This is a genomic window from Sorangium sp. So ce131, from assembly GCF_051519095.1.
GTDB lineage: Bacteria > Myxococcota_A > Polyangia > Polyangiales > Polyangiaceae > Sorangium.
Map to the genome: position 1 here is coordinate 1,190,588 of NZ_CP150455.1, position 25,446 is coordinate 1,216,033.

Genomic DNA, 25,446 nt, shown 5'->3' on the forward strand with positions numbered 1-25,446 from the left:
CAGGACCTCGTGTCCGGGAGATGACTTTGCTTTTTTTCTGCATCCTGCGTCTCGTCGCGGGGGGCGTTCTCCGTCGAGGGTCCGAGACCTCACGAGGTCACCTCTCGCAGCCAGGTTGGGGCAGTCCCAGGGCGTGTCGCGTCGTCTCCTCGCAACCGTTACAATGAGGGCTCATGCTAGGCATTGACAGAAGAGCGATGGACCGTATCGTCGATTTCGTCATCGTTCATCCAGAGCGGTACGAGAGCCTGGAGAGGTACCGGTCCGAGAGGGGAGAGTTCAGGGAGCTGGTGAGGGGCCTCCTGCCGGATGGGTGGACGGTCGGCGAGGGCCAGGGCACGTGGTGCGAGGTCCACCCGCCGAAGCTTCAGGTGCCGGACGCCGGCTTCAAGATCCACCTGTCGACCACGCACGAGAGCGCGAGAGACATGCTGGCGGCGGTCGTGCCGATCGTCGTGGAAGAGGGGGTTTCGTTCAAGGTCCTCGTCGACGAGCAGATCCTCGACTTCGGCAACTCGACGTTCTGGGGCCGGGGCGCGTGCGGGAAGTTCATCACCATCTACCCTGTCGACGTCGAGCAGCTCAAGCGGCTCATGGCGCGCCTCCACGAGGCCACGAAGGGCTTCCGCGGCCCCTACATCCTGTCCGACAAGCGCTACAAGGACAGCAAGGTGCTCTTCTACCGCTACGGCGGCTTCAGGAAGGCGCAGCGGGTGAACGCGCTCGGCGAGCCGGTCGTCCTTCTCCGGACCGCCGACGGTCAGCTGCTCCCGGACGAGCGGCTGCCCTACTTCGCCTTGCCCGAAGGGATGGACGACCCGTTCCCGGACACGGAGGAAGAAGACGGCGAGCTCATCCTGAAGGGCAGGTACCAGGCGACCGAGGCGCTGGGTACGTCCAGCAAGGGCGGGATCTATCGGTGTCTCGACCTCGAGACGAACACCGAGGTGGTGGTCAAGGAGGCGCGGCCGCTCGTGAACCGGGGGCGGAAAGTTCCCTATGACGCCGTTGATTGTCTGAGGAACGAGTATCGGGTCCTCCGGCGCCTCGAGGGCACGGGCGTGGCTCCGAGGCCCATCGAGCTCTTCCAGGAGTGGGAGCACTGCTTCGTGGCCATGGAGCTCGTGTCGGGCGTGCCCCTCTCGTCTTATTTCGCCCGCTGGCGCTCCAACATCGTCCTCGTGGCGTCGCCGACCGCCGACGAGGTGCGGACCTACTGTGAAGAGTTCCTCACGATGGCGAGGAAGATCATCGCCGGCGCGCGGGTCATTCACGAGCGCGGCGTGGTCATCCAGGACGTCTCGCCGCGGAACATCCTGTTCGACCCGGAGCAGCGCACGGTCAAGTTCATCGATTTCGAGGCCGCTTACATCGCCCAGGGCGACGCCGAGCGCCTCTTCATTCCCATTTACACGCCCGGCTTCGGTGAGGCGAGGGGGACGGATCGGCTGCCGACGTTCGCGGACGACTACAGGGCCCTGAGCCGCGTCCTCGGGGAGCTCCTGTACCCGGTCACGGCTTTCTTCTCGCTCGCGCCCGAGCGCCGGGCCGCGATGCTCGCGCATTTCGCGCGGGAGAGGGGCGTCCCCGAGGCGTTCGTGCGTCTCACCCTCGGCGTGGGCGAGCATCCGGAGCGGGTGGACGCGCTGCTCGCGGAGGCCGAGCGCAGCCTCGAGGGGATCGCGGCGCCCGAGCCGCTGCCGCCCCTCCGCAACGACGACGAGCTCCGGAAGATCGTCGACTCGATCGGGAGCTACATCGTGGATCAGATCCAGCGCGGCGACGACCCGCTGGCTCTGCCCACGGATTACCGGCGCACCATGACGAATCCGCTGAGCGTCGCCTATGGCGCGTCTGGCGTCGCGCTCTTCCTGAAGCGCACGAGGGGGGAGGTCCCCGGGGTGTTCCTCGACGCGCTGGTGCGCGAGGCGTCGGCGATCGGCGATGACCGGTATGCGCCCGGGCTCTACATCGGCAGCTCTGGGGTCGCGTGGACGCTCCTGGAGCTCGGGATGCGGAGGGAGGCCGAGGCGCTGATGGACGCGGCGGCGAAATCGCCCGTCCTCTACGAGAACGCCGACATGTTCTACGGGGCGTCCGGCTGGGGGCTCGCGAACCTCTTCTTCTTCTCGCAGCTCGGTGACGAGAAGTACCTCAGGAACGCGGTGGACGCGTTCGATCACATCAAGCCGCAGCTGGAGCAGGACAAGGGAGGAACCTGTTACAAGAACATCGACGCCGTCTATCACGGCCTCGCGCACGGCGCGTCCGGTATCGGTTATTTCATGCTGCGGCTCTACCGGGCGACGGGGCGTGAGGAGCACCTCGAGGTCGCGCGGGGGCTCCTCGACTTCGAGCTCGCGAGCGCGGAGGAAGAGAGGCCGGGGTACGCGCAGTTCAAGCGCTCGGTCGACGACCGCCTGTTCTATCCTTACTGGCGCATCGGCGGCGCGGGGGTCGGCGCGGTCGCGCTGCGCTTCCACGCGGCGCTGGGGGACGGCCGGTACCTGGAGATGGCCCGGAAGATCGCCCGTCAGCTCGCAGGAAATTACACCGTCTTCCCCACCAACATCTCCGGCATGGCCGGGCTCGGTAACTTCTTCGTGGACATGCACCGTCGCACCGAAGAGGCGAGCTACCTAGAGGAGGCCCGCCGGTTCGCCGACAGGGTGATGCTGTTCGCGCTCGAGAGGCCGTCAGGCCTCGCGTTCCCCGGCGAGGAGCTCCTCCGCATCTCCACCGATTACGGGACGGGCTCCGCCGGGACGGGGATGTTCCTCCACCGGATCGTCGCGGGCGGCGGGCTTCCGTACCTCGACTTCTGACGTGATCGGCGCCTGTCGAGGAAGGCTCGGTCCCGGCCCTCCGAGAGCCTTCGCCCTGCCCCGCGCGCGGTGAGCCCCCGCTACTGCCCCCCGCGCAACTCCAGGATCGCCACCCCGTACGGCGCGATCTCCACCTTGCGGACCGGCGTCTTCCCGCCCCGCTCGGTGAGGTGCCCCGAGGCCGCCGCGGGCTCGACCGAGAGCGGCTGATCGGCCTGGCTGACCAGGAACACGTAGCGGCGGCCGTCGCGGTGGCGCAGGGTGTCGGCCGCCACGCGCGGGTCGTCCACGGTCACCGGCCGCCGCGCCCCGGCGAGCTCCGCGAGCGCGGCGTAGAGCCGGTAGGTCGGCTCCGGGTTGACCCGCGGGGTGGCCGCCGCGAAGTGCTCGATCGGGTACGTGCAGAGCACGACGCTGCCGCTGCCGACCTCGCGCCGCAGCACCGCCGGCCGGCCGTGCTGGTCGACCGCCACGACCTCCGCCCCCTTCGGCCGGACGGGCAGGTAAGCGCGGCTGTGCTCCGTGCCGGAGACCGGGAATACGAGCGTCGCGCCCTCGGCGATCGCGCCGAACGGGCGCTGGAAGGTGAGCTCGACCTGATCGCCCTCGACCGGATCCACGAGCCCATAACGCAGCTGATGCTCGACGCCGAACATCGCGTTGAGGTGCGCGTACCAGGGGCCGCGCTGCGATCCATGCGCGCCGGGAGAATAGGACACGTAGACCACCGCGCCCCGCGAGGCCAGCCGCTCCAGGAGGTGCCAGGTCGGCGCGGTGAGCTGCTTGGTCGAGGGCAGGAGGTAGAGCCGGCAATCCTCGGCGATGCCGTCCCGCTCCCGGGTGAAGCCGATGGGCAGATCCGCCTCCTTCGCCGCGACATAGGCCTGCCGCAGCACGCTGAACAGGTAGCTGCGATCCTCCGGCTCGGTGAACGGAAACACGCCCTCCAGGTACGACGGGACGATCAGCGCCGCGTCGGCCGGCTCGCGCTCGCAGTTGACGACGTCGATGTCGGCGAGCACCTTGGCGAAGCGGGCCATCTCCTCGAGCTGCGGCTTCGGGCGGCCGTCGACGGTCGTCAGGCCGAAGTGGAGCTCGAACGGGTGGTGCCGGTACGGATCCTGGTCGATCAGATCGAAATCGGTGTTGTTCCAGCCGATCCAGCCGGTCGCGCCGGCGAGGAGCGTGTTGTGGAGGATCTGACGGTAATAGTGCGCGGCGTTCTCGTCGGACGTGAAGCCGGACGACACGCCGAACTCCTCCAGCACGACGGGCTTGCCCAGGAAGCCCGTGAGCTCACAGACGAACGCCGCGCCGTAATGCTGGCGGACCACGTCGTTCTCCATCCGGTACACGTGGGGGCCGAGGAAGTCGACGAGCGCGCCGAGGTCGCGGACGGAGAACCCGTTGTCGTGGCCGGTGACCTCGACGCCCCAGGCGCCGTCGCCGATCGAGATCGGCTGGCTGGCCCCGCCGGCGCGCAGCGCCTGGACGACCAGGAGCGCCCAGCTCGTGACCGTCTCGCGCGGGGACCGCTCGCCGTAGATCGGCATCTCGTTGGAGACGAGCCAGCCGGTCACCGCCGGGTGGCCGGCGAAGCGCCGCGCCATCTGCTCGGCGAACCACGCCTGCCGCGCCACCATCCACACGTCGCCGTAGAGGTCGCGCCCGCGCCGCCAGGCCGGGTCCCAGTTCTCGCCGGACATGTGGCCGACGAGGAGCGTCGGTATCGTGGTCAGGCCCGCCTCGGCGTGCGCCTCGAGGAAATCGCGGTAGTGCTCGGCGCAGCCCTCGTCGATGCGGTCGGGCTCGGGCATGAAGTCCGGCCAGTAGAAGAACGAGCGCGTCATCGTGAGGCCGTGCGCGGCGAGCACCCGGAGCTCCTCGCGGACCACGGCCGGGTCGTAGCTCCGCCACATGAGCGGACCGCCGCGCCTCGACCAGAAGTTGGCCCCGAGCCACGTGACTGCCTGGTTGCGGACGGCGACTTTGGCGAAATTGCGGTGCATGCTGGGTGTCTTGCTCCCCTTGGGTGGGCCGGGAGGGGATCACTTTAGCGGTTCAGTGTCAACCGCGGTCCGGCGTCGCCGCGGCGGGCGCGCCGGCTCGGGCGCGCCGGCTCAGACGCGCATGCCTCGCGCGCGTCAGGCGCGCGCGTGGGGCGGCGCGGTGCTGCCCCGGGTCGCGAGCGTCGGCGCGCTGCACACGGCGTCGGTGATCTCCTCGCCGGCGACGAGGCTGAGGAGCAGCGCGGCGGCGCGGGAGCCGTACTCGGCGATGTTGCGCCGCACCGCGGTGAGGGCGGGGTGCACGAGCTGGCAGAGCGCCGAGTCGTCCCACGCCACGATCGAGAGGCGCTCGGGCACGGGGATGTGCATCTCGTGGGCGACCGCGAGCGCGGCGACGGCCATCACGTCGTTGTCGTAGAGGATCGCGGTCGGGGGGTCGGACCCGGCGAGCAGCCGCCGCGTCGCCTGGCCCCCCGCCTCGCCCGTGTAGTCGGCGTGCACGGTCTGCACCCGCAGGAGCCGCCGCTGGCGGGCGGCGGCGTTGAACGCCTTGGTCCGGAGCGCCGTGTGCAGGAACTCCGCCGGGCCGGCGACGCGGGCGATCGAGCGGTGGCCGAGGGCGGCGAGGTAGTCCACGATCGCGCGCATGGCGCTCGCGTCGTCGCTCCACACGCCGGCGAGGCTGCCCTTGCCCGCCGGCCCGCCGACGACCACCGCGGGCAGCTTCAGCTCCTCGATCAGCTTCACGCGCGGGTCGCCTTCGCGGAGGTCGACCAGGATCACCCCGTCGACCCGCCGCTCGGCCCACCAGCGGCGGTAGGTCTCCACCTCGGCGTCGCGGTCGTCGGTCACCTTGAGCAGCAGCGCCTCCGCGCTCGTGGCGAGCTCCGCCTCGATGCCGGAGATGAGCTGCATGAAGAACGGCTCGATGCCGAGCGTGTGCGCTGGCCGGTCGACCACGAGGCCCACGGCCCCGGCCCGGCCGTCCGAGAGCGCCCGCGCCGCGTTGCTCGGCTGCCAGCCGAGCTCCGCCGCGATGGCGAGGATACGCTCGCGCGTCGGCTCGGACACGCCGGGCCTGCCGTTCAGCGCGTAGGAGACCGCCCCTTTCGACACCCCTGCACGCCACGCGATGTCCGCGATCGTCGGCCGCTTCAACGCACAACCTCCGCTCCGGGCGACGCGTCCAGCCTGAGACCGGCCGTGTCCCCTGAACCCGTTTGGATAGCACGACCGCCCGCGGGCGATCTCCCGTGTCGCGCAGCCGCCCGCCCTGCTGGCCCCGCGCATCCGCTCCTACATCTCGCCCAGCGCGGCGACGCCCGGCGCCACGCGTGCGTCCCGGCCGGCCGCGCCGCCGTGCCGAGCTCACCCGCCCGCGGCCGGCGCGACGACGGCAGCGGACTGAATCGGTTCAGTGCTGTACCCTGCGTGCGCCCCTCGCGGCCGTGGCGCCTGCCGCGCGCCCTTCATGTCACCTCGAGGAGCTCGCGCTCGGTGAGGCCGAGCAGGAAGAGGATGGCGTCGAGGCCGCACGCGGAGAGGGACGTGTCCGCCGCCTCCCGGAGCTTGGGTTTTGCGCGGAAGGCGACCCCGAGGCCTGCTCGCTGGAGCATCAGGAGGTCGTTCGCGCCGTCGCCCACGGCGATGGTCTGGTCGAGCAGCACGCCTTCCGCCTGCGCGATGGTCTCGAGCAGCTCCGCCTTGCGCTGGGCGTTGACGATGGGCCCCGTGACCCGGCCGGTCAGCTTCCCGCCGTCCACCTCCAGCGCGTTCGAGTAAGCGTAGTCGATCCCGAGCTTTGCCTTCAGGGCCTCGGCGGCGATCGAGAACCCGCCCGAGATGACCGCGGTCCGGTAGCCGAGCCGCTTCAGCACGCGGATGAGCGTCTCTGCCCCTTCGGTGATGGGCAGCTCGGCGGCGATCTTCCGCAGCACGCCGACGTCGAGGCCGCGGAGCAGCGAGAGCCGCTGGCGGAGCGACTCGTCGTAGTCCATCTCCCCTTGCATCGCCCGCTCGGTGATCTTCGCGACCTGCTCCGCCACGCCCTTCGCCCGCGCGAGCTCGTCGATCACCTCGATCCGGATGAGGGTCGAGTCCATGTCCATGACGACGAGCCGCTTGCTCCTCCGGAAGATCCCTTCGCGTTGCAGGGCGAGGTCGAAGCTGTTCTGCATGGCGAGCGCGAGCAGCGATCGCTTGAGCGCGTCGGCGGCCTCTTCGCGCTGGAGCAGCACCTGGATTTCCACCGTGGAGAGCCGTTCCACGGACAGTCGAGCGATCTTCTCGATGTTGGCGTCGTGGGCTGCGAGGGTGGAGGCGACGTCGTGGAGCTGTCTTGCGCCGAGCTCCCGTCCGATGGCGGTCACCACGTAGCGGCTCCCGACGCCGCGCGCCGGCGCCCCCGCCTCGACCGGTTTGAAGTCGAGCCCCACGCCGAGCTCCTTCGCGGCGAACAGGAGCTCCTTGAGCCCGCTGCGCGTCTCCGGGAAGAGCACGAGCAGCGCCAGGTTCAGGCTTCCGTGCACCACCACCTGCTCGATGTCGAGCAGCGTGGCCCCGATGTCGCTGAGGATACCGGTGAGCCGCGCCGTGATACCGGGCTGGTCCCTGCCGGTGACGGTGACGAGGATAGGATCGGACGTTACGGACATACTCGCCCGCCCCCTTATCAGCCCCACGCCCCCGGGTCGACGCCCCCTCGACAAAGAGCCCGCAGGGGAGGCGACCCGCGCAGCCGGAAGGACCCCCCACCCCCAACAAAGAGTCCGCGGGGAGAGGACCCACGCAGCCGGAAGGGCCCCCCCACCCTCAACAAAGAGTCCGCGGGGAGAGGACCCACGCAGCCGGAAGGACCCCCCCACCCCCAACAAAGAGCCCGCGGGGAGAGGACCCACGCAGCCGGAAGGACCCCCCACCCCCAACAAAGAGCCCGCGGGGGAGGGGCCTGCGCGCGAGGGGGGCCGGTGGGAGGGCCCCACGAACCCGAGGGCCGGCCCGCCCGAAGTTGATCCCCGTTCGGCCTCGGTCCCCCCGTCCGCGCGGCCATTGCCTCACAAAAGGCCCGAGTTCGTGGGAGGGCCCACCGGCCCCCCTCGCGCGCAGGCCCCTCCCCCGCGGGCTCCGTCGCTACCGGTACCGCCCTCTCCCTCGCCCCGCCGCCGCCCGCCCCCCGCCCGCGCCCGTACCCGTGCTCCCCGCCGCCCCGCCGCGCCCTCGCCCCGCGCCCGCCGTGCCCGCGCCCGCCCCGGCCCGTCCGCCGTTGCTGCCGCCCGCGCCCGCCCCCGCCCCCGCGCCGCGCCGGCTCGCCGTCCGCCCGGAGCGCGCCGGCTTCTCTTCCTCGCCGGCCGCGCCCGCCGCGCCCTCGCCTTGCTCCGCCTTGAGCTGCCGGATCTGGTCGCGCAGCCGCGCCGCTTTCTCGAACTCGAGGTTCTCCGCCGCCGTGAACATCTCCTGCCGCAGCGCCTCGATCTGGTCGACCAGATCGACCGCGGCGCGCGCCGCCTCGGCCGCCGGCTTCGTCGGCCCCTTCGAGACGGCGTAGTAGTCGCGCGTGCCCGACGTGGGCGACAGGTCGAGGATCGCCTTCTTCACCGTCGCCGGCGTGATCCCGTGCTCCTGGTTGTACGCCTGCTGGATCGCGCGCCGGCGGTCCGTCTCGTCCATCGCGCGCTTCATCGCGTCGGTGATGCGGTCGGCGTACATCACGACCTCGCCGTTCACGTTGCGGGCGGCGCGGCCGATCGTCTGGATGAGCGAGCGCGGGCTCCGGAGGAAGCCCTCCTTGTCGGCGTCGAGGATGGCCACCAACGACACCTCCGGCAGATCGAGCCCCTCGCGCAGCAGGTTGATGCCGACCAGCACGTCGAACTCGCCGCGCCGGAGGTCCCGGAGGATCTCCACGCGCTGGAGCGTGTCGACGTCCGAGTGGAGGTAGCGGACCCGGATGCCGAGCTCCGTGTAGTACTCGGTCAGATCCTCGGCCATCCGCTTGGTGAGCGTCGTGACGAGCACGCGGTCCCCGCGGCCGACCCGCTCCCGGATGCGCGCGAGCAGGTCGTCGACCTGCCCGGCGACCGGCCGGACCTGGATCTGCGGATCGATGAGCCCGGTGGGCCGGATGATCTGCTCGACCACGGCGCCGCTCGACTTCTGGAGCTCGTAGTCGCCGGGCGTCGCGCTCACGAAGAGGACCTGCGCGTAGTGCTGCTCGAACTCCTCGAACTTGAGCGGCCGGTTGTCGAGCGCGCTGGGGAGCCGGAAGCCGTACTCGACGAGCGTCTCCTTCCGCGCCCGGTCGCCCCGGTACATCGCCCCGACCTGCGGGATCGTCTGGTGCGACTCGTCGATGATGAGGAGGAAGTCCTTCGGGAAGTAGTCGATCAGCGTGGGCGGGGGCTCGCCGGGCTTCCGGCCCGAGAGGTGGCGCGAGTAGTTCTCGATGCCGTTGCAGAACCCCATCTGCTCCAGCATTTCGAGGTCGTACATCGTCCGCTGCTCGATCCGCTGCTTCTCGAGGAAGCGCACCGCCCGGTCGTAGAAGTCGATGCGCTCGCGCAGCTCCTCGCGGATCGCCTGGATCGCGAGCCGGAGCTGCTGCTGCTCGGTGACGTAGTGGGAGCCGGGGAAGACGGCGTAGCGGTCGAGCTGGCCCACGACCTTGCCGCGGACGGGGTCGACCTCCTTGATCGCCTCGATCTCGTCGCCGAAGAACTCGACCCGGATCGCGAGCGCCTCCTCGTAGGCGGGGAAGATCTCGACCACGTCGCCGCGGACGCGGAACGTGCCGCGGTGGAAGTCGACATCGTTCCTCGTGTACTGGATGTCGACGAGCCGCCGGAGGAGCTCGTCCCGGCGGATCTCGGTGCCGCGCTCGAGCTTGATCAGGAGCCCGTGGTAGCTCTCGGCCGAGCCGATGCCGTAGATGCAGCTCACCGAGGCGACGATGATCACGTCCGGCCGCGAGAGCAGCGCGTGCGTCGCCGCGTGCCGCATGCGGTCGATCGCGTCGTTGATGATCGCGTCCTTCTCGATGTACGTGTCGCTCGTCGGGACGTACGCCTCGGGCTGGTAGTAGTCGTAGTAGCTGACGAAATAGTGGACGGCGTTGTTGGGGAAGAGCTCCCTCATCTCGCCGTAGAGCTGGGCCGCCAGCGTCTTGTTCGGCGCCATGATGAGGGTCGGCTTCTGCAGCTTCTCGATCACCTTGGCGGCGGTGAACGTCTTGCCGCTGCCCGTGACCCCGAGGAGGACCTGGAACGTCTCGCCCTGCTCGTAGGCGGAGCAGATCTCCTGGAGCGCGCGAGGCTGGTCACCACACGGCTTGAATTCGGAGACGAGCTCGAAGTGGGTGGGCATGGAGCAGAGGACCCTAGTGCGGCGAGCCGCTCCTCGCAACCTCGCCGCCGCTCTGGCCGGAAGGCGCGGCATAGGGCGCAGGGCGCGCGCAAGCGGCGAGGTGCGGAAGGCGGGAAGAAAGACAGGGATCTTCCCGACTTGTGTGCTGCCGAGGCGCCGCTCGGAGCATAAGCAGGAGCGCGGTGGGCGCGGCGGGCGCGGCGGGCACACGGCGGGCACGCGAAAAGGAGCCGGGCGAGCACGGCGGCGCTTGACGGCGGCGCCGCGCTGGCGGATTCTAGGCGCTGCCGCGTCGTCGTGACGCACGCTGAACACGGAGGTCGAAGGGACATGAGTGCACGCACACAGCTCACCCATTGCCACGCCGCCGCTGTCGTCTCCGCCGCGGCTCGCTGAGCTCGTCTGCACGCCTCCGCCCCGGAGCGCGCGTGCCCTGAGGATCAGGGCGCGCGCTGGGGTGCCGTGTGTCCCGCAGGGCTTCCGCCCTGGCCGGGCGCGCGTCCTGGCGTGACGGTCTGAACGATCGATCGACGAGCCCTGCGCCGCGGCGGCCCCGCGCGTGATCTGGCCGGCGCGGGCGCGCTTGCGCGCCGCCGCGCCTTGTTCGTCGATCGCCGCGCGCCGCGCGCCTCGTTCATCGAGTGCGCGCGCGTGGCCGAACGCCATGGAGCGCTCGTACCGTCATGCAGACTGACTCTCGTTCTCCTCTCGATTCATCTTTGCAACAGCAGCCGCGGCCCGACCTGATCGGGCTCGGATGGACTCCCTTCTTCGCGCGCCAGCTCGCCAGTCTCGGGGAAGCCGTGCAGCCCGCGCGCGTCCTGCTCGCCTCGGCGGCTCAGCACCACGTGCAGACCGCGGACGGCCCGCGCCTCGCGGTGGTCAGCGGTCGCCTCGCGCACGAGGCTGCGGACCGGTCCGCGCTGCCCACCGTCGGCGACTGGGTGGGGCTCAGGCCGGGCGACGGCGCCGGGCCGGCGTACATCGTGCACACGTTCACGCGGAGCACCTGCCTGCGGCGCAAGGCCGCGGGGCCGACCGTGGAGGCCCAGGTGCTCGCGGCCAACGTGGACACGGTGTTCATCGTCACGTCGCTGAACGCCGACTTCAACCTGCGCCGCCTGGAGCGTTACATCGAGGTCGTCCTCGACAGCGGCGCTCGCCCCGTGATCGTGCTCAACAAGGCCGATCTCTGCCCCGATCCGGGGTGGTTCAGGGAGGCGGCGCGGGAGATCGCCCCCGCCGCGCCGATCGCGCTGGTCAGCGCCCTGTCCGGCGCCGGCCTCGACGCGCTGCGCGCCGAGGTCGGGGCAGGGGAGACGGTCGCCCTGGTCGGCTCGTCCGGCGTCGGGAAATCGGCGCTCAGCAACCGCCTGCTCGGCGCGGAGGTGCAGCTCGAGGGGGCGATCCGGGCCACGGACGAGCGCGGGCGCCACACGACCGCGCACCGGGAGCTCTTCGTCATGCCGGGCGGCGGCCTGCTCATCGACACGCCCGGCGTGCGGGAGCTCGGCCTCTGGTCGGCGGACGGGGGCGCGCTCGGGGGCTTCGACGACGTCGAGGCGCTCGCCGGCGCGTGCCGGTTCCGCGACTGCGCCCATGAAGGCGAGCCCGGGTGCGCGGTGCTCCGCGCCGTCGAGGACAGCGCGCTCGACCCGGATCGCCTCGGCGCCTACCGCAAGCTGGGGGCGGAGCGGCGCTACCTCGCCGGACAGCAGGACGTCCGCGTGCGGATCGAGGAGAAGCGGCGCTGGAAGCAGCTCGTGAAGCACGTCCGCGCGCATCCGAAGCGCTGAGGAGCGCGGCGTTCCGCCGCGGCGTGCCCGCGCCCTCCGGACGCATTGACCGGCGTCCGGAGGGCGCGGGCAGACCCGCTCTGCGCGTCCTCCGAGGGACTGCCCCCTCTGCGGCGGGGCGGGCCGCGTTCACCTTCGCCGGGGTCTTGCCGAGCAGCCCCGCGTGCGGCGCCGGGTGATAGCGCCTGTCGAGGAAGGCACGGAGCGTCGAGTTGATGTCGACGAGCGAGGCCACGGCGCCGAGGTCATCGTCGCCGTGCCAGAGCGCGCCAGGGCGCTCGGCTTGCCAGCGCAGCCGCGTCCTCGGCTCGCCCTCGGCGCGCGTGGCGCGGCGGAAGGCCGTACGCCGCGTACAGCCGCCGCACGGTGGCCCCGGAGACCTTGCCCGCCTCCAGGCGCCCCTCGTCGACGAGCGTCTTGAGGTTGAGTGGCACGGAGGCGTCGAGATGCTCGCGCCGGATGTCGAGCAGCAGCGTGCGCAGCTCCTCCGAGAGCTCCTGCGCGAAGCCCCGAGCGCTGCGTGGCTGCGGGCGCGGGCCGTCGAGACCAGCGGTGCGATACGCATAGAGCGAGCGCTCGAGCGTGGGTGCCGAGCAGGTCCGCGTGCCGTGCGCGCCGGGCGGTCGGAATCGCTGCTCGCTCAGGGCGCGCAGCTCGGCGGCGCGCTGGCCGTGGGTGAGCACGCGGTGCATGAGAGGGCCAATGACCGTGGGGCGATAGAGCGCGACGGTCTCGGCGTGGTCGGCGGGGCCGAGGGCCATTCCAACGAGTCCTTTCTGCGCCTTGCTGGCGCGCGGTCCTTGTCCGGATCGGCGGCGCTTTCGGCAGGGATCCTCTCAGGTGGGCTGTGCGATTCGGTCTGCTGAGGGGCGGACGCCCTCTTCTTCGAACCAATGTGGCCGTGCTCGGGGCGGTCCGGGATGAGAATCTTGGGTGGATGGCCGGTATGCAAGCGCCGCGGCTCTCTGGACGTCGTCCTCCTTCGTTGCGTACGCGGAGCGAGCACCTTCCGCGATGGCCAGCTCCGTTGCGCAGAACTCCTCACCATCAAGCAGCATGCTCGATGAGACGGTCTGAGCCATCAACGAGACTGCGCGGTAATATCTAGGCACAACTACGCCGCCGCTTCGCCCATGGTACCCGCATAAGCAAGGTCTCTGCTTCGCAGACATCCTCTGCGCGGCACAGCGCACGATGATGGGCGTCGATATTCTTGACTTGGTCAACAATTCCGAGCAGTTGAAGAAACCACCCTCCGCGTCAGGATGCGGAGCGCGGAACGCGCACGCGGCTATCGCACGAAAGCGCTGGAGGAACCCGATACATCCGACGTCAATCGCAGTACCGCTGCGAGCGGCCGTGCGTCAGACTACCGCTTCACCGCGTGCACCAGGTAGCCCTGTGGAACACCCGGGGTTCCGCGTGGGTGCACGGGGAAAGGCCAGCGTCCTAGCTGTTGGCCTATGACGGCGGTGCAGTGCACGTTCACGTCCCAGCCCAGGGGAGCGAGCAACGTCTCGGGTTCGTCGGTCCCGAACTGTCTCGCCAGGCCGTGGAGCGCCTTCGCGCGAGATGACTCGAGCATGGAGCGTCCGACGACGTCGAGCAGGACGACGCTTCCAGTAGCGCTCAGCGCATCGAGACGCGCGAACAGGCGCGTAACCTGGTCCGGCGGAAGGTAGACGAGCAGGCCCTCGACCAGCCACAGCGTGGGAGCATCGGCCACGAACGCGCTCCCTTGCAGTGCAGCCGGCCAATCGTCGCCCAGGTCCACCGAGAAGGCGTGGCGCTCGCATCGCGGTGCGATGTCGAAGAGCTTTGCGTGCTTGTCCTGGAGTACGTCGTCGCGGTCAATCTCGAACAGCCGGGTGCTCGGCGGCCACGTCAGTCGATAAGCACGTGCGTCCATGCCCGCGGCGAGAATGACGACTTGGCGAATCCCGCGCCCGACCGCGAGCGCGACCTGGTTGTCCATCCAACGCGTGCGAACCTCGATGGCCGGCGGCATCGCGCCGTCACCCGTGTTGCTGCGGCGCAAGTCTTCGACGAAGGCATCACCCGCCAGCCGACGGGCGAACGGATCGCGGAAGAGCGGGTTGTCGCGCTCGCTCTCGAGCGCTCGCATTCCCGCGACCCACAGCGCGGTTCGCGAAATATCTTCCATTCGAGTCAACGCCGGACGTTGCCGCCCGACGCTCCATACAGAACCAGACGTGCGAATTTCCCACGCCCGGATCTTCGGTTCGTGTTTCGGGGCTCTATGTTCTGAGGAATCACGCAGCGCTTCCGCTCGCGGCGGCCGAGGTGGTGAGCAGGCGAGGCGTTGCTCGAACAAACTCGGTCGAACGACCGCTTCTGTGTGGATGGCGGTTCCGCCGGTTGCAGAGAGCGCCGACGCAATCGTAGCAGACGTCGCTCAGCTCGGTCTACCCGGGGCGTTCGCCGAACTGAGTGAACTGGTCGAATCGCCTGGTGTTGCTCGCCGAGCGCCACCCTGAACTCCTCGGCCGTCGCGTGGGCGGGGGAAGCTGGTCTCGTCTGGACCATCTCCCGTGTGTCGCTTCGCTCCAGCGACACTATACCACTTCGCTCCACGAGGAAATCCGCACCGCATCGCCGGACCGTTCGCGCGCGGCCGGCGATTCGACGCGCTCACGACGCGGCGGCGCTGGCCTCGGACGCTCACTCGCGCAGCGCAAACGCGCCGCGCTGCGGATCCTCGCACACCGCGACCCGAGAGCCGTCCGGCAGCACCGTCGGGCCGACCACCAGGCCACCAGCGGCGCGGACCGCCGCCAGCGCTGAATCAAGCGAGGGGACGCGAAAGTGGAACAGCCAATGCGGATGGACGCCAGGCAGCGCTGTGGTCTCGACCATCGAGCCCATGCTCGCGTCAGCGGCGCCCCACGCAAACTGCTGGTGAAACCCGAGCGCACCGAGGTCGAGGCGCTCGGTGAGCCGCCAGCCGAACACGTCCTGGTAGCTCGCGACAGCTCGCGCAACGTCGGTCGAATAGAGCTGATACCAGACCACGTCAGCTCGCGAGGGCGTCGAGGGCGGCGTCGTGACCGCGACCACGGCCTGCCCCGGATCGCGCAGGATCGCGACCGCGCTCCCGTCGGCGGCCAACCGCGTCGGGCCTAGCCGGGTCGCGCCACGCTCCACGAACGCGCGCACCGCGCCCTCTACGTCGTCGACGCCGATGTAACCGAGCCAGTGGGCGGGCGCGCCGCGCGCCGCGGCCTCCTCCGGTAGCGCCAGGATGTCCGCGCGACCTTCGCCGAGGACGGCCGCGTAGAACGCGCGCGCTGCGGTCACGTTCGAAGTACGAAGCTGGAACCGACAGAATTGCATCATCACCTCACGTCTGAGCGTTAGACCGTACCCGGAACTGTAAGCGACGTGAACGTCCGAGCAAAGGAGAAAGTCGGACAAACGTGCGACAAGTGTTGTCTTTCGCACGGCCAGGCATCGTGTTGAGAGCGGCTGGACCACCGCGCCGAAGGCGTTCAAACGAGCTATGCGAGGTGGTGTTCATCGTGACGGCGAGCCAGGCTGGACGCAGGCGCGGCGTGACGCTTTGGTGTGGGCGTCTGCTGCATGTGGACGCACGCACGAACGGCCCTGTCACGGCGTCGGTTCGGCTGCGGGCGCTTCGATCTACTCCACCACGAAGCCTAGCGTCTGTACCAGCGCGACAGCCGCTTCGACGCCGAGGCGGGTGCTCTTCACCCGGTTCTTCTGAGGATCCACCAGCACGCCCGATGCTTTAGAAAAGTTGGTCTTGGTAAGTACGCAGCCCTGCACAGTGCTGCCAAGAAGGTTGGACCCGGTGAAGTCCGCCTCCGTGAGGTCCACCTCGATGAAGTTCGCCTCCGTCAAACGGCAATCGATGAAGGGGGTGCGCGAGAGACGCAGCTTCAGGAAGGAGCTGTAGCGCAAGTCGCATCTTTCAAACTCGACGCTCGGGAAGGTGCCGACAACGCTCCAATCGACGCTCCAGAGTCGCGTGTCCTTGAAGGCCACGCCGCGGAGTGCGAGCTGTTCGGGCAGCATTTGAGACAGATCGCACCCCTCAAATACGCAGTCTTCCAGCCTCGCCTTCGCCCAGCTGCTGTCCGGCAGCTTGCAGCGGCGAAAGGTGCATCGCTCGAAATCCTTGCCGGATAGGTCGGCCGCCTCCATCGACAGATCAGAGAAAGTCACGTCGGCGAAGGAATCGTTGCTCTCGAGACTGGGCGTGGGCTTGGGGGGCATTGGTCCTTGCTCGATCCTGGCCGGTGGCCTCGTTCGTCCGCGTCGTTCAACGCAGGAAGGTGGCCGTTCATACCAGCGTGTACGCTCACCTGCAAGACTTTGTCAGCGGTCTGGCGTCGAGGCTCGGAGCGAAGCTCGATACGTCGTCGTCGACGCGGCTCGGAGGGCTGTGGCCATTTGCCTGGCCGCCGGTCGCTCGCGGGGTCAACAGGCGAGAGTGGCAACCTAAGGACGCCTGTGGAACCGCTGCAGATGTCGCCGAGTCGGGGGGAACGGCGGGGGCGATCTCACCGGAGCACCATCGCGTACGCTCAGCGGCAGGGCCAACAAATCGGTGCCCTCGCGACCGCAGGCATCGGCGGCCTCGTCACGCTCAGCGAGCTGAGCGGACATGTCGCGCCTAGGATGCCGATCCGATGCGTGAGAAATCCGGCGCAATAATAAGGAAGGCGTTGCCGCTTCAGCGTGCTGCGCAGGCCTGCGCTGCGCCGGCCGATCGTACCGTGCGATGACCTCGTCATCGCCCCACACCACGCCCCTGCCTCACGCGACGTTGGCGCCGGGTGCGGCTATCCTGCGGCGACGGGGAGAGTTCGCTTGGTTTGGCTAGCCGAAGGCCCAGTTGCTGTCCAGGTCGGCAGGATACTCCCCATTTTGTGGAGCTTCGCTTCACAATAGGAGAGGTTGTCCTCGTAAGGTTTGCTCTCCATGAACGGCATCTGGGTTGATCGGTATCTCACCCTGAGGCGAGTATTGGTGCCCTCCAATCCGAGCAATTCTGACGCGGTCTTCGCGAACTGCGCCGGGATAGACACGACGAACCCGTCTCGCTCTTTCGAGAGTAGCTCTACATGTCTCAGCATCACTTCGTTGAGGCTTATCGGCGTGTTGTAATAAACATGCGGTCGATTCAGTAAATCCATATCGAACAGCAACCGTGTAAGGTCATCGTGCAGGATGTTGGAAGCTTGCGCGAATTCAAAGAGCAGCTGATCGAACTCCCTGCGGAACTCGTGCAGCGTGTTGTGGAAGATTCCACCGTTCGCGCTGAACCTTGTTTGTGCCGACCCTTGGATCACGTTGGCGATGTATTGCATGTACGGATGGTCGGGGCTCCGATTGCAAAAATCAGAGAAAGCCGAGATCATGTCTCTGAAAGATAGTCGTCCTGAAGAGTCAAGGTGCCTCCCGACGAACCTGAGGGCGCGCAAGCTGTACAGACTGGTAAGGTGATAACCGAATCGAACGCCTTCTTTGTAGTCTTCGCGGCTGACATCTCTGGTTGCCACCACGACTTGGGCCTCGCTGTTCGGGTCTGCATCGTTGGCCACCTCGAGCTGATACTCCTCTCGCTGCTGGTTCATCTCTACATTGTTGATTAGCAGCAGGTGGTGAATTAGTATCGCGTCAGCATCGTAGCTGCAGAGCTTCCCGATTCCCGCCTTGAAAGAGTCCAGCGTCTCCCCGGGAAGAGGCCAGATCATCTCGATGAATGAGGAAAGCTTGCTGCGGCGCAAATCGTCTTGCAGGCGAAGGTAGGCGCTTTCTTTGATGTTGCCGCGTTTTACGCTCCTCAGCGTGGTCGCGTCCATCGTTTGCAGCGACACCGGCTGGGTAGAAATTAACCCCTCTTGGCTCAGTATTCGCGTAATTTCCGTGACGCGCTCCGGCGAATTTTTTGCTGCGCTGAGCCAGACGGTGAGCGGGTACCCATATTTCCGCTTGCACTCTGCCAGGTGCTCCGCGATCTCTATGTCGCGATTCAGCATTCCGAAATTTGCATCGGTGATGAATATGTAGAAAGTCCGGTTTTGGCTGAGCCATGAGATTTCTGCTTTGACTCTGTCCATGTCGGACTTGTACACTCTAGCGTTGGTCGCCGCACCCCAGAAGCAGTACGTGCACTGGTAAGGGCATCCGCGGTTGGTCTCAAGTGGGGCCCACACGTATTTCCCTGTGCCAAAGTAGCCTTCCAGGTAAGGGGACGGAATCTCATTCAGATTTTGGATCCGCTCCTGCTCGGGCGTCGTGATCAGCAAGCCATCCCTGAAGAACGATAGTCCTTTGACGTTATGAAGATTGGGCTCGGGCGAACAGAGCTCGAATAAGTAGTTTGCGAATGTGTGCTCTCCCTCACCGTTGCAGAGAACCAGCCGCTCGTTGCTCGGATCCAAGTACTGCTTGGCGTGGTTCATTACTTGGGGGCCGCCGAGTATCACATGCGCCTCCGGCTTCCTCGCAATCAACGTTGGAAGCCAGCGCTTCACAAATCCCATGTTCCATACGTAGCAAGAGATCGCGTACACGTCGGCGTCGATTTTGTTCAGCTTATCTTCGAACCGCTCGTCGTTGATGCAGATCGAGTGGATTTCAAAGCTACAAGAAGCCGTGACTTTCGGATTCAGGGTGGCCGCAGCGCGCATGTAGCCGGACGCCAGGGGATAGACACCGGCGAATACCGTCAATTCGATGAATGCGATCCGTTGGTGGACCATGGCGAATACGCTCCAGGCTTGGATGTGTGAAGGGTCGTCGACCTATGCCGCTCCGGGAGATGGTCCCCGTGTCGCAGCATGCGCTTCGGTGCCGACTCAAGTAGCCGCAGGAGTCGATACTACTTGGCTACTCGACGGTGGTGATATATATACCTTTTTTCTAGCTCGGTCCAGAGAACCTTCCGGGGGCGTCGAGCTCGCAACAGTTTCACGGATGCGAAGACCTCGTGTCGTACGCTGTCGACGAACGTTTTCTTCGAGCTGGTAGAGCTACAGCTTCCAAACTGACGACAGCGTGGTCCTCAAAGCGCATCTCGTAACCTACCGCCGCCAGGCAGCCGAGGGGGGCGCATGGCGTGGCTGGTCCTCGTCGAGCTGCTCAGCAGGGCTCGTCGTCGCTCGAACGCTGTACGCACGCTTCGCGGCCTGACTCGGCCCAGCTGCGTTCGGCGCGCACTTAGAGCGCGACAGCGGAGCGTGGGGCGGGCCGGCGAACGGTCCTCGCTGGGCGCGAGGGCTGACGTGCTGTAATTTTGCAGTGCGACCGTCGTTCGTCGCAGGCGTTGCCCGAGGAGTTTGGCTCAGTACGAGCGCTGACCCCAGCTGGTGATCCGCCTGCGCGGCACCCGTCGCTTGTCATCCACGGCCGTGTGGGCGCACGCTGTTTCCGCGCGGAAACACCTCCCGCAGCGGCTCGCACGACGACGCGGCTCCGTCACCGGGGCGACGCGGTCTCCCGTCGGGCGTGACGATCTTGTAGATCCTGTCGGACAACCCTACACGGGGGCGAATGGCGGCGAGCGCTACGGTCGCCTCGCACGTTCGGAGATCATGTCAGACGAGCTGGTCGTGGCGGCCGCCGCGAGGAGAGTCTCTACGGCAGGCCGACCCTAGCGCCTGAGCTCGTCATAGCGGACAGGGAGGCTCGATCCACGATCGTACGCCCCGTTCCGGCCAGCTCTGGGAGCGAGCATCTATACGGCGGATCAGCGAAAAGCAAGGAGGGAATGAATCTCTTGTCCGCTGCACCAGGCCGACCCGCTCGCTGGGCGACGGCCACGTTCGGAAAGCTGCCGGCAGTCCGGCCGCGAACGGCTCGAAGTGGCTGGGGTCGGTGACGCGAGCATGAGGCTCGAAGGAGCGCTCATGCCGCGCCACCAGCTCCGCTCCCCGGTAGATGCGGACCTCGCGCTCGCCAACAACAACCTCCACGGTGTCGCGCACAAGCCGGTGCGGGACGCCGTAGCGGATCGTGTCCACGTCGACGAGGGCGTCGTTGGCTACGCGTCGGCGAAGCCGCTGCTCTCGCACCGGCACGGTCCGTGACGGCAACGGCCGGAGGGCGTGCCGCGCATCGCGCTCGAAGCGCACGAGCGGCGCCTCGCGGGTCGTGCCGTGGACGCGCTGGCTTCTACGATCCCTTCGCGCCAGTCGTTCTGTCGCTCGCTCAGAAAGGCCTTGACGAGGAGCCTTCGTGAGTGACTCAATACGGCGACCAGCAGGTGCACCCGGACGAACGTGCCGGCGATGCGGACCTGCTTCTGACCGAAGCCGATCTGCATCTGATAGCCAGGGTCGGTCTCGAACCGCACGCTGGCCACGTCGGCCGCCCTCTACCCGCGGCGAAGGCCGGCCACCACACGCTGTACGGTCCTCGCGCTCACCGTAATGCCGCGATTGACCAGCTCGCCTGCGACGACCACGGCGTTGCCCTCCGCCAGACCGGTGAAGAGCTGCTTGGCCTCCGCGCGGCCATCCTCGTCCCGGCAGCGACGAGCAGGACGAAAGTGTGCCTCGGCGGCGGGTCCACCGCGCAAATAGCGGCGGGCTGTGTTGCAAGCCGCGCCGAGCTCCACGGCGACCCGTTTGGACCTCCACCCTCGGGCTGCGAGCTCGCGAATCTGCCGGATAACGTCCGACTCGATCATCTCGTGCACCTCCGAACGGAGAGGTGCCACGTCCAAGTCCCTGATTCCCATGCCGTTCCGTCCGCTCTGGAGCGAGGAAGGGGGAGAATTTTACTGTCGCGAGGGGGGTGATTTATACTGACGCTCTACACTAGGCCGCTGATCGACGCATGGGTCCGAACTGGACGGCGCCGCCGCGCTGCGGGAAACGGCTACCCCGCCGAGCGCGCGGCCTCATCGCCCAGCCTGCATGGCCCACTGCCCGGCCGCCCGAGCGAGGGCCAGGGCCGACGCCGCCCCGCGTAAGGCGTCGCCGAATCCGTGTCGAGCGGCAGTCATCCGACCGATAACGATTGCCAGGTGGTTAGGCCTGGAGGGCCAGTGGCCGGTCACGAGCGGACAATGGGCCAGTGACCCGCCACCAGCCGACAGTGGGCTAGTGGCCGGCCACTGGCCGGCCGGTGCCATCAAGGCGTCACATTGCCGAACACCCAAAAAGTTTGGAAGCAGCTGAACGCGGCCTCCGCCTCCCTATGACGACGTCGTAGTACGGCCTGTCATTATTAATGAACCGACGAAGTGTCGCCCTTGACGAAATGTAGGCGCCCATGCTAGCTACAGCAGCCTACACCGTTGTCCTTCATGTTGAGCCCGCTCCGGTGGCAGTGAAGCGGTGCTCGTAACGCTTGCTCGGCGGCGGCAGGTGATTTCGTGAAAGGAGGACCCTAATGTTGCAGTCGCACCACGGCCAGACGGCGCCCGTATCGGATGAGGTCATCGATCAAGTAGTTCGTGAGCTCAACGAACTGCACAGCAAGGCCGCACTGGAGGAAGCCCTCCAGATGGGGAAGATCATCGTGGATCGATTCTACGGAGGCGATCTCACGGAATGGCGAGCGCATCGGTCGAAAGAGACCTCGTTCCGGCGACTGGCGGCGCGGGTTGATCTGGACCTGCGGGTCAGCGCCACCCGCCTCTATCGGTCGGTTGCGCTGTACGAGCTGAGCTGCCGCTTGGAAATCGGCGCGGAGTCGAAGCTGACCACGACCCACCTCCGCCTCGTCATAGGGCTGCCGACGGAGGTCCAGATGGCCCTCCTCGAGGACGTGAAGAGGAGCCAGTGGTCGACGGAGCGGCTCGAGCGGGAGACCACCAGGCTGCGCGCGGCTCTGGAGAAGCGGCGAGGCAGGCCGCCGGCGCCGCCGCTGGTGAAGGCAGTACGCAAGCTGGTGCGGGACTGGAAACACATCGAAGCCGAAATCGACAACGAGGAAGGCGAAGACCTGTCCGCCAAGGAGCTGGAGAGCGTCTATCAAGCCGTTGACGACATCAAGAGCCGCCTCGAGCTGCTCGCCCGTCGACTGGCGACCCAAGCCAAGTGCCAGCCGATCGAGCAATCGACCGACGGAGCAAGCTCGCACGAGCTGTCCAACACGTCAACGAAGCGCAGGCATCAGAGCACGCTCGCGCACCACATGCCCGCAGCGCCGATGCAGCGGATTGAGAACACCCAAGGAAGAGAATCATGAACGCCGATAACGACGCTGAGCATCTTGTCGTGATTAACGACGAAGAACAGTACTCCATCTGGCCTGTCAAAAAAGCCATTCCTGACGGATGGAGGAGTACTGACCGTCGCGGAACTAAGGAATATTGCCTGTCCTACATAAAGGAAGTGTGGACCGATATGCGACCCAAGTCGCTGCGAGATGCGCTTGCGCGCGTTGCCGAAAATCGCTCGTGATATAACTGCGCACGCCTGGACTACTTTTTCGTAAAGCGTCCATGTCTCACCTTGAAGAGTCATGAACAATACCGCCTCAGGCGCGATGCCGTCCTATCTCAGCCAGCTGGATCCCGCGGCGCTGAAAGCTGAGCTCGCAGATGTCCAATTCTCGACTTGTTTGTCTGCGGAGGGCCGGCGGACGGCTCTGTATAGGCTGGGGTGCAACAATGGCCCAAAAGTAGTCCTGCTGCCGCCCTACGGCGTGACCTTCCTTCTGGTCGCGCGGCTCGCCAGAGCGCTCTCCAAGAACTTCCAAGTGCTGATATGGGAGTCTAAAGGGTGCCCAAACGCAGACATCCCCATGGTCGACGCGGACCTCGAGCTCACAGCTCAATCTAGCGATTTTCGTGACATCGTGGAGCAGGAGGCGTTCGAGGACTTTCACTTCGTAGGCTGGTGCCAAGCGGCTCAGCTCGTTGCGCACGCCTTCTCCTACGCTCGGATCAAGCCGAAGACGATGTCTTTTATCGCGCCTGCCGGGTTTGGCTATTCATTGGTGAAATCAGAGTTCGATCGGTGCGCGTTGCCCATTTACCTGGAGATCGCGCGCCAGGGCGTATCGGGCGCCGAGAAGCTGGCGAGGATCCTCGACAAATATCGAGATGTGCCACCAAGCAAGGTGCTCGAGGGCGATCGGCTGACGATGCTTCACCTGTCGGATCCGCACGCGACGTACGTGTTCTCGAAGTACATGAGGTCGTATGAGCACAACAAAACGACAGTCAACAGATTGCTGAGCGACGTGCTCAGTGCGGTTCCGGCTCAAACGATCCATTGCAAAGACGACACGTACAGTCACTTCTCTGAGTCCGTTCAACTATCGAAGAAGCACCCGTCTGTTCAACTCCGCTTGCTGCCGCAGGGCGGCCACTTGCAGGTGTTCAACGAACCCGAGACACAAGCTGACATCGTATCTAGCTTCATCCGCTCGAGCAGCCTCGATACTACGACCTCAGTAACACGGGTTTAGATTCATGTCGATACCGAACAACATCGGCTTGGACGAGAGCTCCACGCTGGCGAAGCTGCTTGTGTCCTACCAGAAGAAGTTCCGTAGGTGGTGGCGACAACGCGGACCTGCTGAATTCCTCGACCAGCCAATGCGGCTGCGGGTGCCCACCGGCATCGTGCGAGGAAGCGGCTGGGCCGAGTTTACGACCATGCGCCCCAATGATTATTGTTGGGGCCTATTTACGGCACCGACGAATCAGGAGCACATCGCCTTCGGCGAGCATCAGGGGAAAAAGGTGTGGGAAACGGTACCAGCCGAATACCGCACCCTCCTGCTTGAGCACATATGTGTCCAGGGCGACGTGGAGAACGCCGCGATCGAACAGAGCCGGACGCTCACCCAGACCGCACCCAGCGGGCATGATCTGGAGAACCTCTTCCAGTTCTTCCTGGAGGAAGGCCGGCACACGTGGGCGATGGTACACCTGCTGCTGGACCACTTTGGTCCGGACGGAGTCGTCGAGGCGGAAGCGCTGTTGGAGAGGATGAGCGGCGACACGGAGAACCCCCGCCTCCTGAAGGCGTTCAACTATCAAACGGACGATTGGCTGTCACACTTCATGTGGTGCTTTCTGGCCGACCGGGTAGGCAAGTACCAGATACAAGCAGTTACTCAATCGGCCTTCGCACCTCTCGCAAGGTCGGCCAAGTTTATGATGTTCGAGGAGCCGCTACACATCACCTTCGGGGCTGTCGGGCTCGAACGTGTCCTGTGCAAGAGTGCGGAGATCACGATCCGCGAGGACACTTACGAGATTGTCGACGCTGGAGCAGTTCCTCTGCCAGTAATACAAAAGTACCTGAACTATTGGGTTCCCAAGGTATACGACCTCTTGGGCAACGACGAATCCCATCGTTCGTACGACTTGTACAGGAGCGGCATTCGAGTTCCGCGAGGTTTTGAGAGCGATAGGCACGACGTAAGAATCGACGTCCGTGTGGGAGACCGCATTGAGCAGGCGATGGTCAGGCCGGAGAAAGCGACGAACGCGATCATGCGCCAGCAGTTCATCGCCGAGCTGCAGCGAATCGTGGTGCGCTGGAATGTGTGCCTCAAGAACCTAGGTGTCGATTTCGAATTGCGGCTTCCTCACGAGCGATTCAATCGCACCTACGGTCCGTGCACAGGTCTGCCGTTCGACATCAATGGAGTCTTGATCGCGGACGATGCGGACGCCAAAATTTCATCCTACTTTCCTACTCCCAGCGAGATGTCCGCAGTGCGCTCTGTGATGCAGAGAGAACTCGCCCCGGACTGCGTTGCCTCATGGATCGCTTCGTCGTCTACGCGATTCGGCGATGCTGTGACGAATCGCGTCAACCCGTCACCATTACAATAGCGTGCCCCGATGCAAAACGGCTCTGAAGGGACGAGGGTATTCGAACGGGATGGTGTGCTCGCCGACCCTGTGCTGAGCCTATTTCAGAAAGTTTTACTGGTGACCGATGGCTCAGTGACTGAACTGCTGTCGATATATACAGGGCAAGAGATCAAGGCGAGAAAAATAGAGCAGTTCGTCAGCGCAGGGGAGAGCTCGGTGGCACTAGGTTGTTCAGACGCGACGCCATTGTTGCATCGTAAGATCATGCTGGTCGACCGGTGTTCGAGTTATGTCTACGCCGAGTCGAAGTTCGTGTTCGACAGGTTATCCAAGCGTGCTCAAGTCGCTCTCCTCCAGACAGATGCGCCGATCGGCCAACTGTGGAGAGAGGAGAAGACCGAAATGTATCGCGAAATCGTCGATATTAGATCGCAGCAATGCCGGATAGCTGCCGCATACTTCGGTCTGCCCGAGAGGGCGCAATTCCTGTCGAGAACGTATGTCGTCCGCCAAAGCGGAGAGCCGCTTGGAGTCATCACGGAAAAATTTCCATCAACCAGCTTCATGTAGTGACGCGGCAGTTCGGAGCCGCGTCGGAGCGGCCGTGGTCGACCGGTACATCCATAGAATCATCGCTATGGACCGCTGAACCGCCCATTGCGGACGAAGCCTCATGAAGC

15 protein-coding genes and 2 pseudogenes are annotated in these 25,446 nt (G+C 66.3%); 7 read left to right on the forward strand and 10 right to left on the reverse strand.

Features of this window, described 5'->3' with window-relative positions; translation table 11 throughout:
- Positions 1-197 precede the first annotated feature (197 nt).
- On the forward strand, positions 198-2,825 hold the full coding sequence (gene lanKC, locus WMF43_RS04430; RefSeq protein ID WP_437677684.1) for a class III lanthionine synthetase LanKC: 2,628 nt from the start codon (positions 198-200) through the stop codon (positions 2,823-2,825).
- A gap of 80 nt (positions 2,826-2,905) precedes the next feature.
- On the opposite strand, the gene WMF43_RS04435 is transcribed toward lanKC, so the two are convergent.
- From WMF43_RS04435 to uvrB, 4 genes are all read right to left on the reverse strand, one after another.
- Positions 2,906-4,834 carry a glycoside hydrolase 5 family protein gene (locus tag WMF43_RS04435; RefSeq protein ID WP_437677685.1) on the reverse strand — a complete coding sequence of 643 codons (1,929 nt, stop codon included), beginning with the start codon at positions 4,832-4,834 and terminating at the stop codon, positions 2,906-2,908.
- Positions 4,835-4,969: 135 nt separating this feature from the next.
- The gene (locus tag WMF43_RS04440; protein ID WP_437677686.1) at positions 4,970-5,992 is read right to left on the reverse strand and encodes a LacI family DNA-binding transcriptional regulator; all 1,023 of its coding nucleotides are present in this window, start codon (positions 5,990-5,992) and stop codon (positions 4,970-4,972) included.
- 311 nt (positions 5,993-6,303) lie between these two features.
- Entirely contained in the window at positions 6,304-7,488 is a 1,185-nt protein-coding gene (serB, locus tag WMF43_RS04445; RefSeq protein ID WP_437677687.1) for a phosphoserine phosphatase SerB, read from the reverse strand.
- A gap of 475 nt (positions 7,489-7,963) precedes the next feature.
- A complete protein-coding gene (uvrB, locus tag WMF43_RS04450) occupies positions 7,964-10,192 on the reverse strand; it encodes an excinuclease ABC subunit UvrB (protein WP_437677688.1) in 2,229 nt (742 codons plus the stop codon).
- Between the two features lie 719 nt (positions 10,193-10,911).
- Between uvrB and rsgA the strand changes: the two genes are divergently transcribed.
- Complete coding sequence (gene rsgA, locus WMF43_RS04455) at positions 10,912-11,988, forward strand: ribosome small subunit-dependent GTPase A (protein ID WP_437677689.1); 1,077 nt, start codon at positions 10,912-10,914, stop codon at positions 11,986-11,988.
- 49 nt (positions 11,989-12,037) lie between these two features.
- On the opposite strand, the pseudogene WMF43_RS04460 reads toward rsgA, so the two are convergent.
- The 6 genes and pseudogenes from WMF43_RS04460 to WMF43_RS04485 form a co-directional block, all read right to left on the reverse strand.
- Positions 12,038-12,749, reverse strand: a pseudogene (locus WMF43_RS04460) (DDE-type integrase/transposase/recombinase); the annotation flags it as partial.
- A gap of 608 nt (positions 12,750-13,357) precedes the next feature.
- Positions 13,358-14,152, reverse strand: coding sequence for an SAM-dependent methyltransferase (locus WMF43_RS04465; protein ID WP_437677690.1), 795 nt, complete (start codon positions 14,150-14,152; stop codon positions 13,358-13,360).
- Positions 14,153-14,670: 518 nt separating this feature from the next.
- Positions 14,671-15,345, reverse strand: coding sequence for a VOC family protein (locus tag WMF43_RS04470; RefSeq protein ID WP_437683940.1), 675 nt, complete (start codon positions 15,343-15,345; stop codon positions 14,671-14,673).
- 303 nt (positions 15,346-15,648) lie between these two features.
- Positions 15,649-16,245: a pentapeptide repeat-containing protein gene (locus WMF43_RS04475; protein WP_437677691.1), complete on the reverse strand. Its 597-nt coding sequence runs from the start codon at positions 16,243-16,245 to the stop codon at positions 15,649-15,651.
- A 569-nt stretch (positions 16,246-16,814) separates the two neighbouring features.
- Complete coding sequence (locus WMF43_RS04480) at positions 16,815-18,740, reverse strand: cobalamin-dependent protein (RefSeq protein WP_437677692.1); 1,926 nt, start codon at positions 18,738-18,740, stop codon at positions 16,815-16,817.
- Between the two features lie 1,095 nt (positions 18,741-19,835).
- Positions 19,836-20,668 (reverse strand): annotated as a pseudogene (locus WMF43_RS04485) (Mu transposase domain-containing protein); the annotation flags it as partial.
- 707 nt (positions 20,669-21,375) lie between these two features.
- On the opposite strand from WMF43_RS04485, the gene WMF43_RS04490 reads away from it, so the two are divergent.
- From WMF43_RS04490 to WMF43_RS04510, 5 genes are all read left to right on the forward strand, one after another.
- Entirely contained in the window at positions 21,376-22,176 is an 801-nt protein-coding gene (locus tag WMF43_RS04490) for a hypothetical protein (protein ID WP_437677693.1), read from the forward strand.
- Entirely contained in the window at positions 22,173-22,391 is a 219-nt protein-coding gene (locus tag WMF43_RS04495) for an MbtH family protein (RefSeq protein WP_437677694.1), read from the forward strand. Before WMF43_RS04490 ends, WMF43_RS04495 begins: the two co-directional genes overlap by 4 nt.
- A 61-nt stretch (positions 22,392-22,452) precedes the next feature.
- On the forward strand, positions 22,453-23,403 hold the full coding sequence (locus WMF43_RS04500) for an alpha/beta fold hydrolase (protein WP_437677695.1): 951 nt from the start codon (positions 22,453-22,455) through the stop codon (positions 23,401-23,403).
- A 4-nt stretch (positions 23,404-23,407) separates the two neighbouring features.
- Complete coding sequence (locus WMF43_RS04505) at positions 23,408-24,784, forward strand: benzoyl-CoA 2,3-epoxidase subunit BoxB (protein WP_437677696.1); 1,377 nt, start codon at positions 23,408-23,410, stop codon at positions 24,782-24,784.
- 9 nt (positions 24,785-24,793) lie between these two features.
- The gene (locus tag WMF43_RS04510) at positions 24,794-25,336 is read left to right on the forward strand and encodes a chorismate--pyruvate lyase family protein (RefSeq protein ID WP_437677697.1); all 543 of its coding nucleotides are present in this window, start codon (positions 24,794-24,796) and stop codon (positions 25,334-25,336) included.
- Positions 25,337-25,446 lie beyond the last annotated feature (110 nt).

Bases quoted from the DNA above. Each gene is read 5' to 3' on its own strand.
- lanKC (WP_437677684.1), top strand. From the start codon at position 198: ATGGACCGTATCGTCGATTTCGTCATCGTTCATCCAGAGCGGTACGAG.
- WMF43_RS04435 (WP_437677685.1), bottom strand. From the start codon at position 4,834: ATGCACCGCAATTTCGCCAAAGTCGCCGTCCGCAACCAGGCAGTCACG.
- serB (WP_437677687.1), bottom strand. From the start codon at position 7,488: ATGTCCGTAACGTCCGATCCTATCCTCGTCACCGTCACCGGCAGGGAC.
- uvrB (WP_437677688.1), bottom strand. From the start codon at position 10,192: ATGCCCACCCACTTCGAGCTCGTCTCCGAATTCAAGCCGTGTGGTGAC.
- WMF43_RS04465 (WP_437677690.1), bottom strand. From the start codon at position 14,152: ATGGAAGATATTTCGCGAACCGCGCTGTGGGTCGCGGGAATGCGAGCG.
- WMF43_RS04470 (WP_437683940.1), bottom strand. From the start codon at position 15,345: ATGATGCAATTCTGTCGGTTCCAGCTTCGTACTTCGAACGTGACCGCA.
- WMF43_RS04475 (WP_437677691.1), bottom strand. From the start codon at position 16,245: ATGCCCCCCAAGCCCACGCCCAGTCTCGAGAGCAACGATTCCTTCGCC.
- WMF43_RS04480 (WP_437677692.1), bottom strand. From the start codon at position 18,740: ATGGTCCACCAACGGATCGCATTCATCGAATTGACGGTATTCGCCGGT.
- WMF43_RS04490 (WP_437677693.1), top strand. From the start codon at position 21,376: ATGTTGCAGTCGCACCACGGCCAGACGGCGCCCGTATCGGATGAGGTC.
- WMF43_RS04495 (WP_437677694.1), top strand. From the start codon at position 22,173: ATGAACGCCGATAACGACGCTGAGCATCTTGTCGTGATTAACGACGAA.
- WMF43_RS04500 (WP_437677695.1), top strand. From the start codon at position 22,453: ATGAACAATACCGCCTCAGGCGCGATGCCGTCCTATCTCAGCCAGCTG.
- WMF43_RS04505 (WP_437677696.1), top strand. From the start codon at position 23,408: ATGTCGATACCGAACAACATCGGCTTGGACGAGAGCTCCACGCTGGCG.
- WMF43_RS04510 (WP_437677697.1), top strand. From the start codon at position 24,794: ATGCAAAACGGCTCTGAAGGGACGAGGGTATTCGAACGGGATGGTGTG.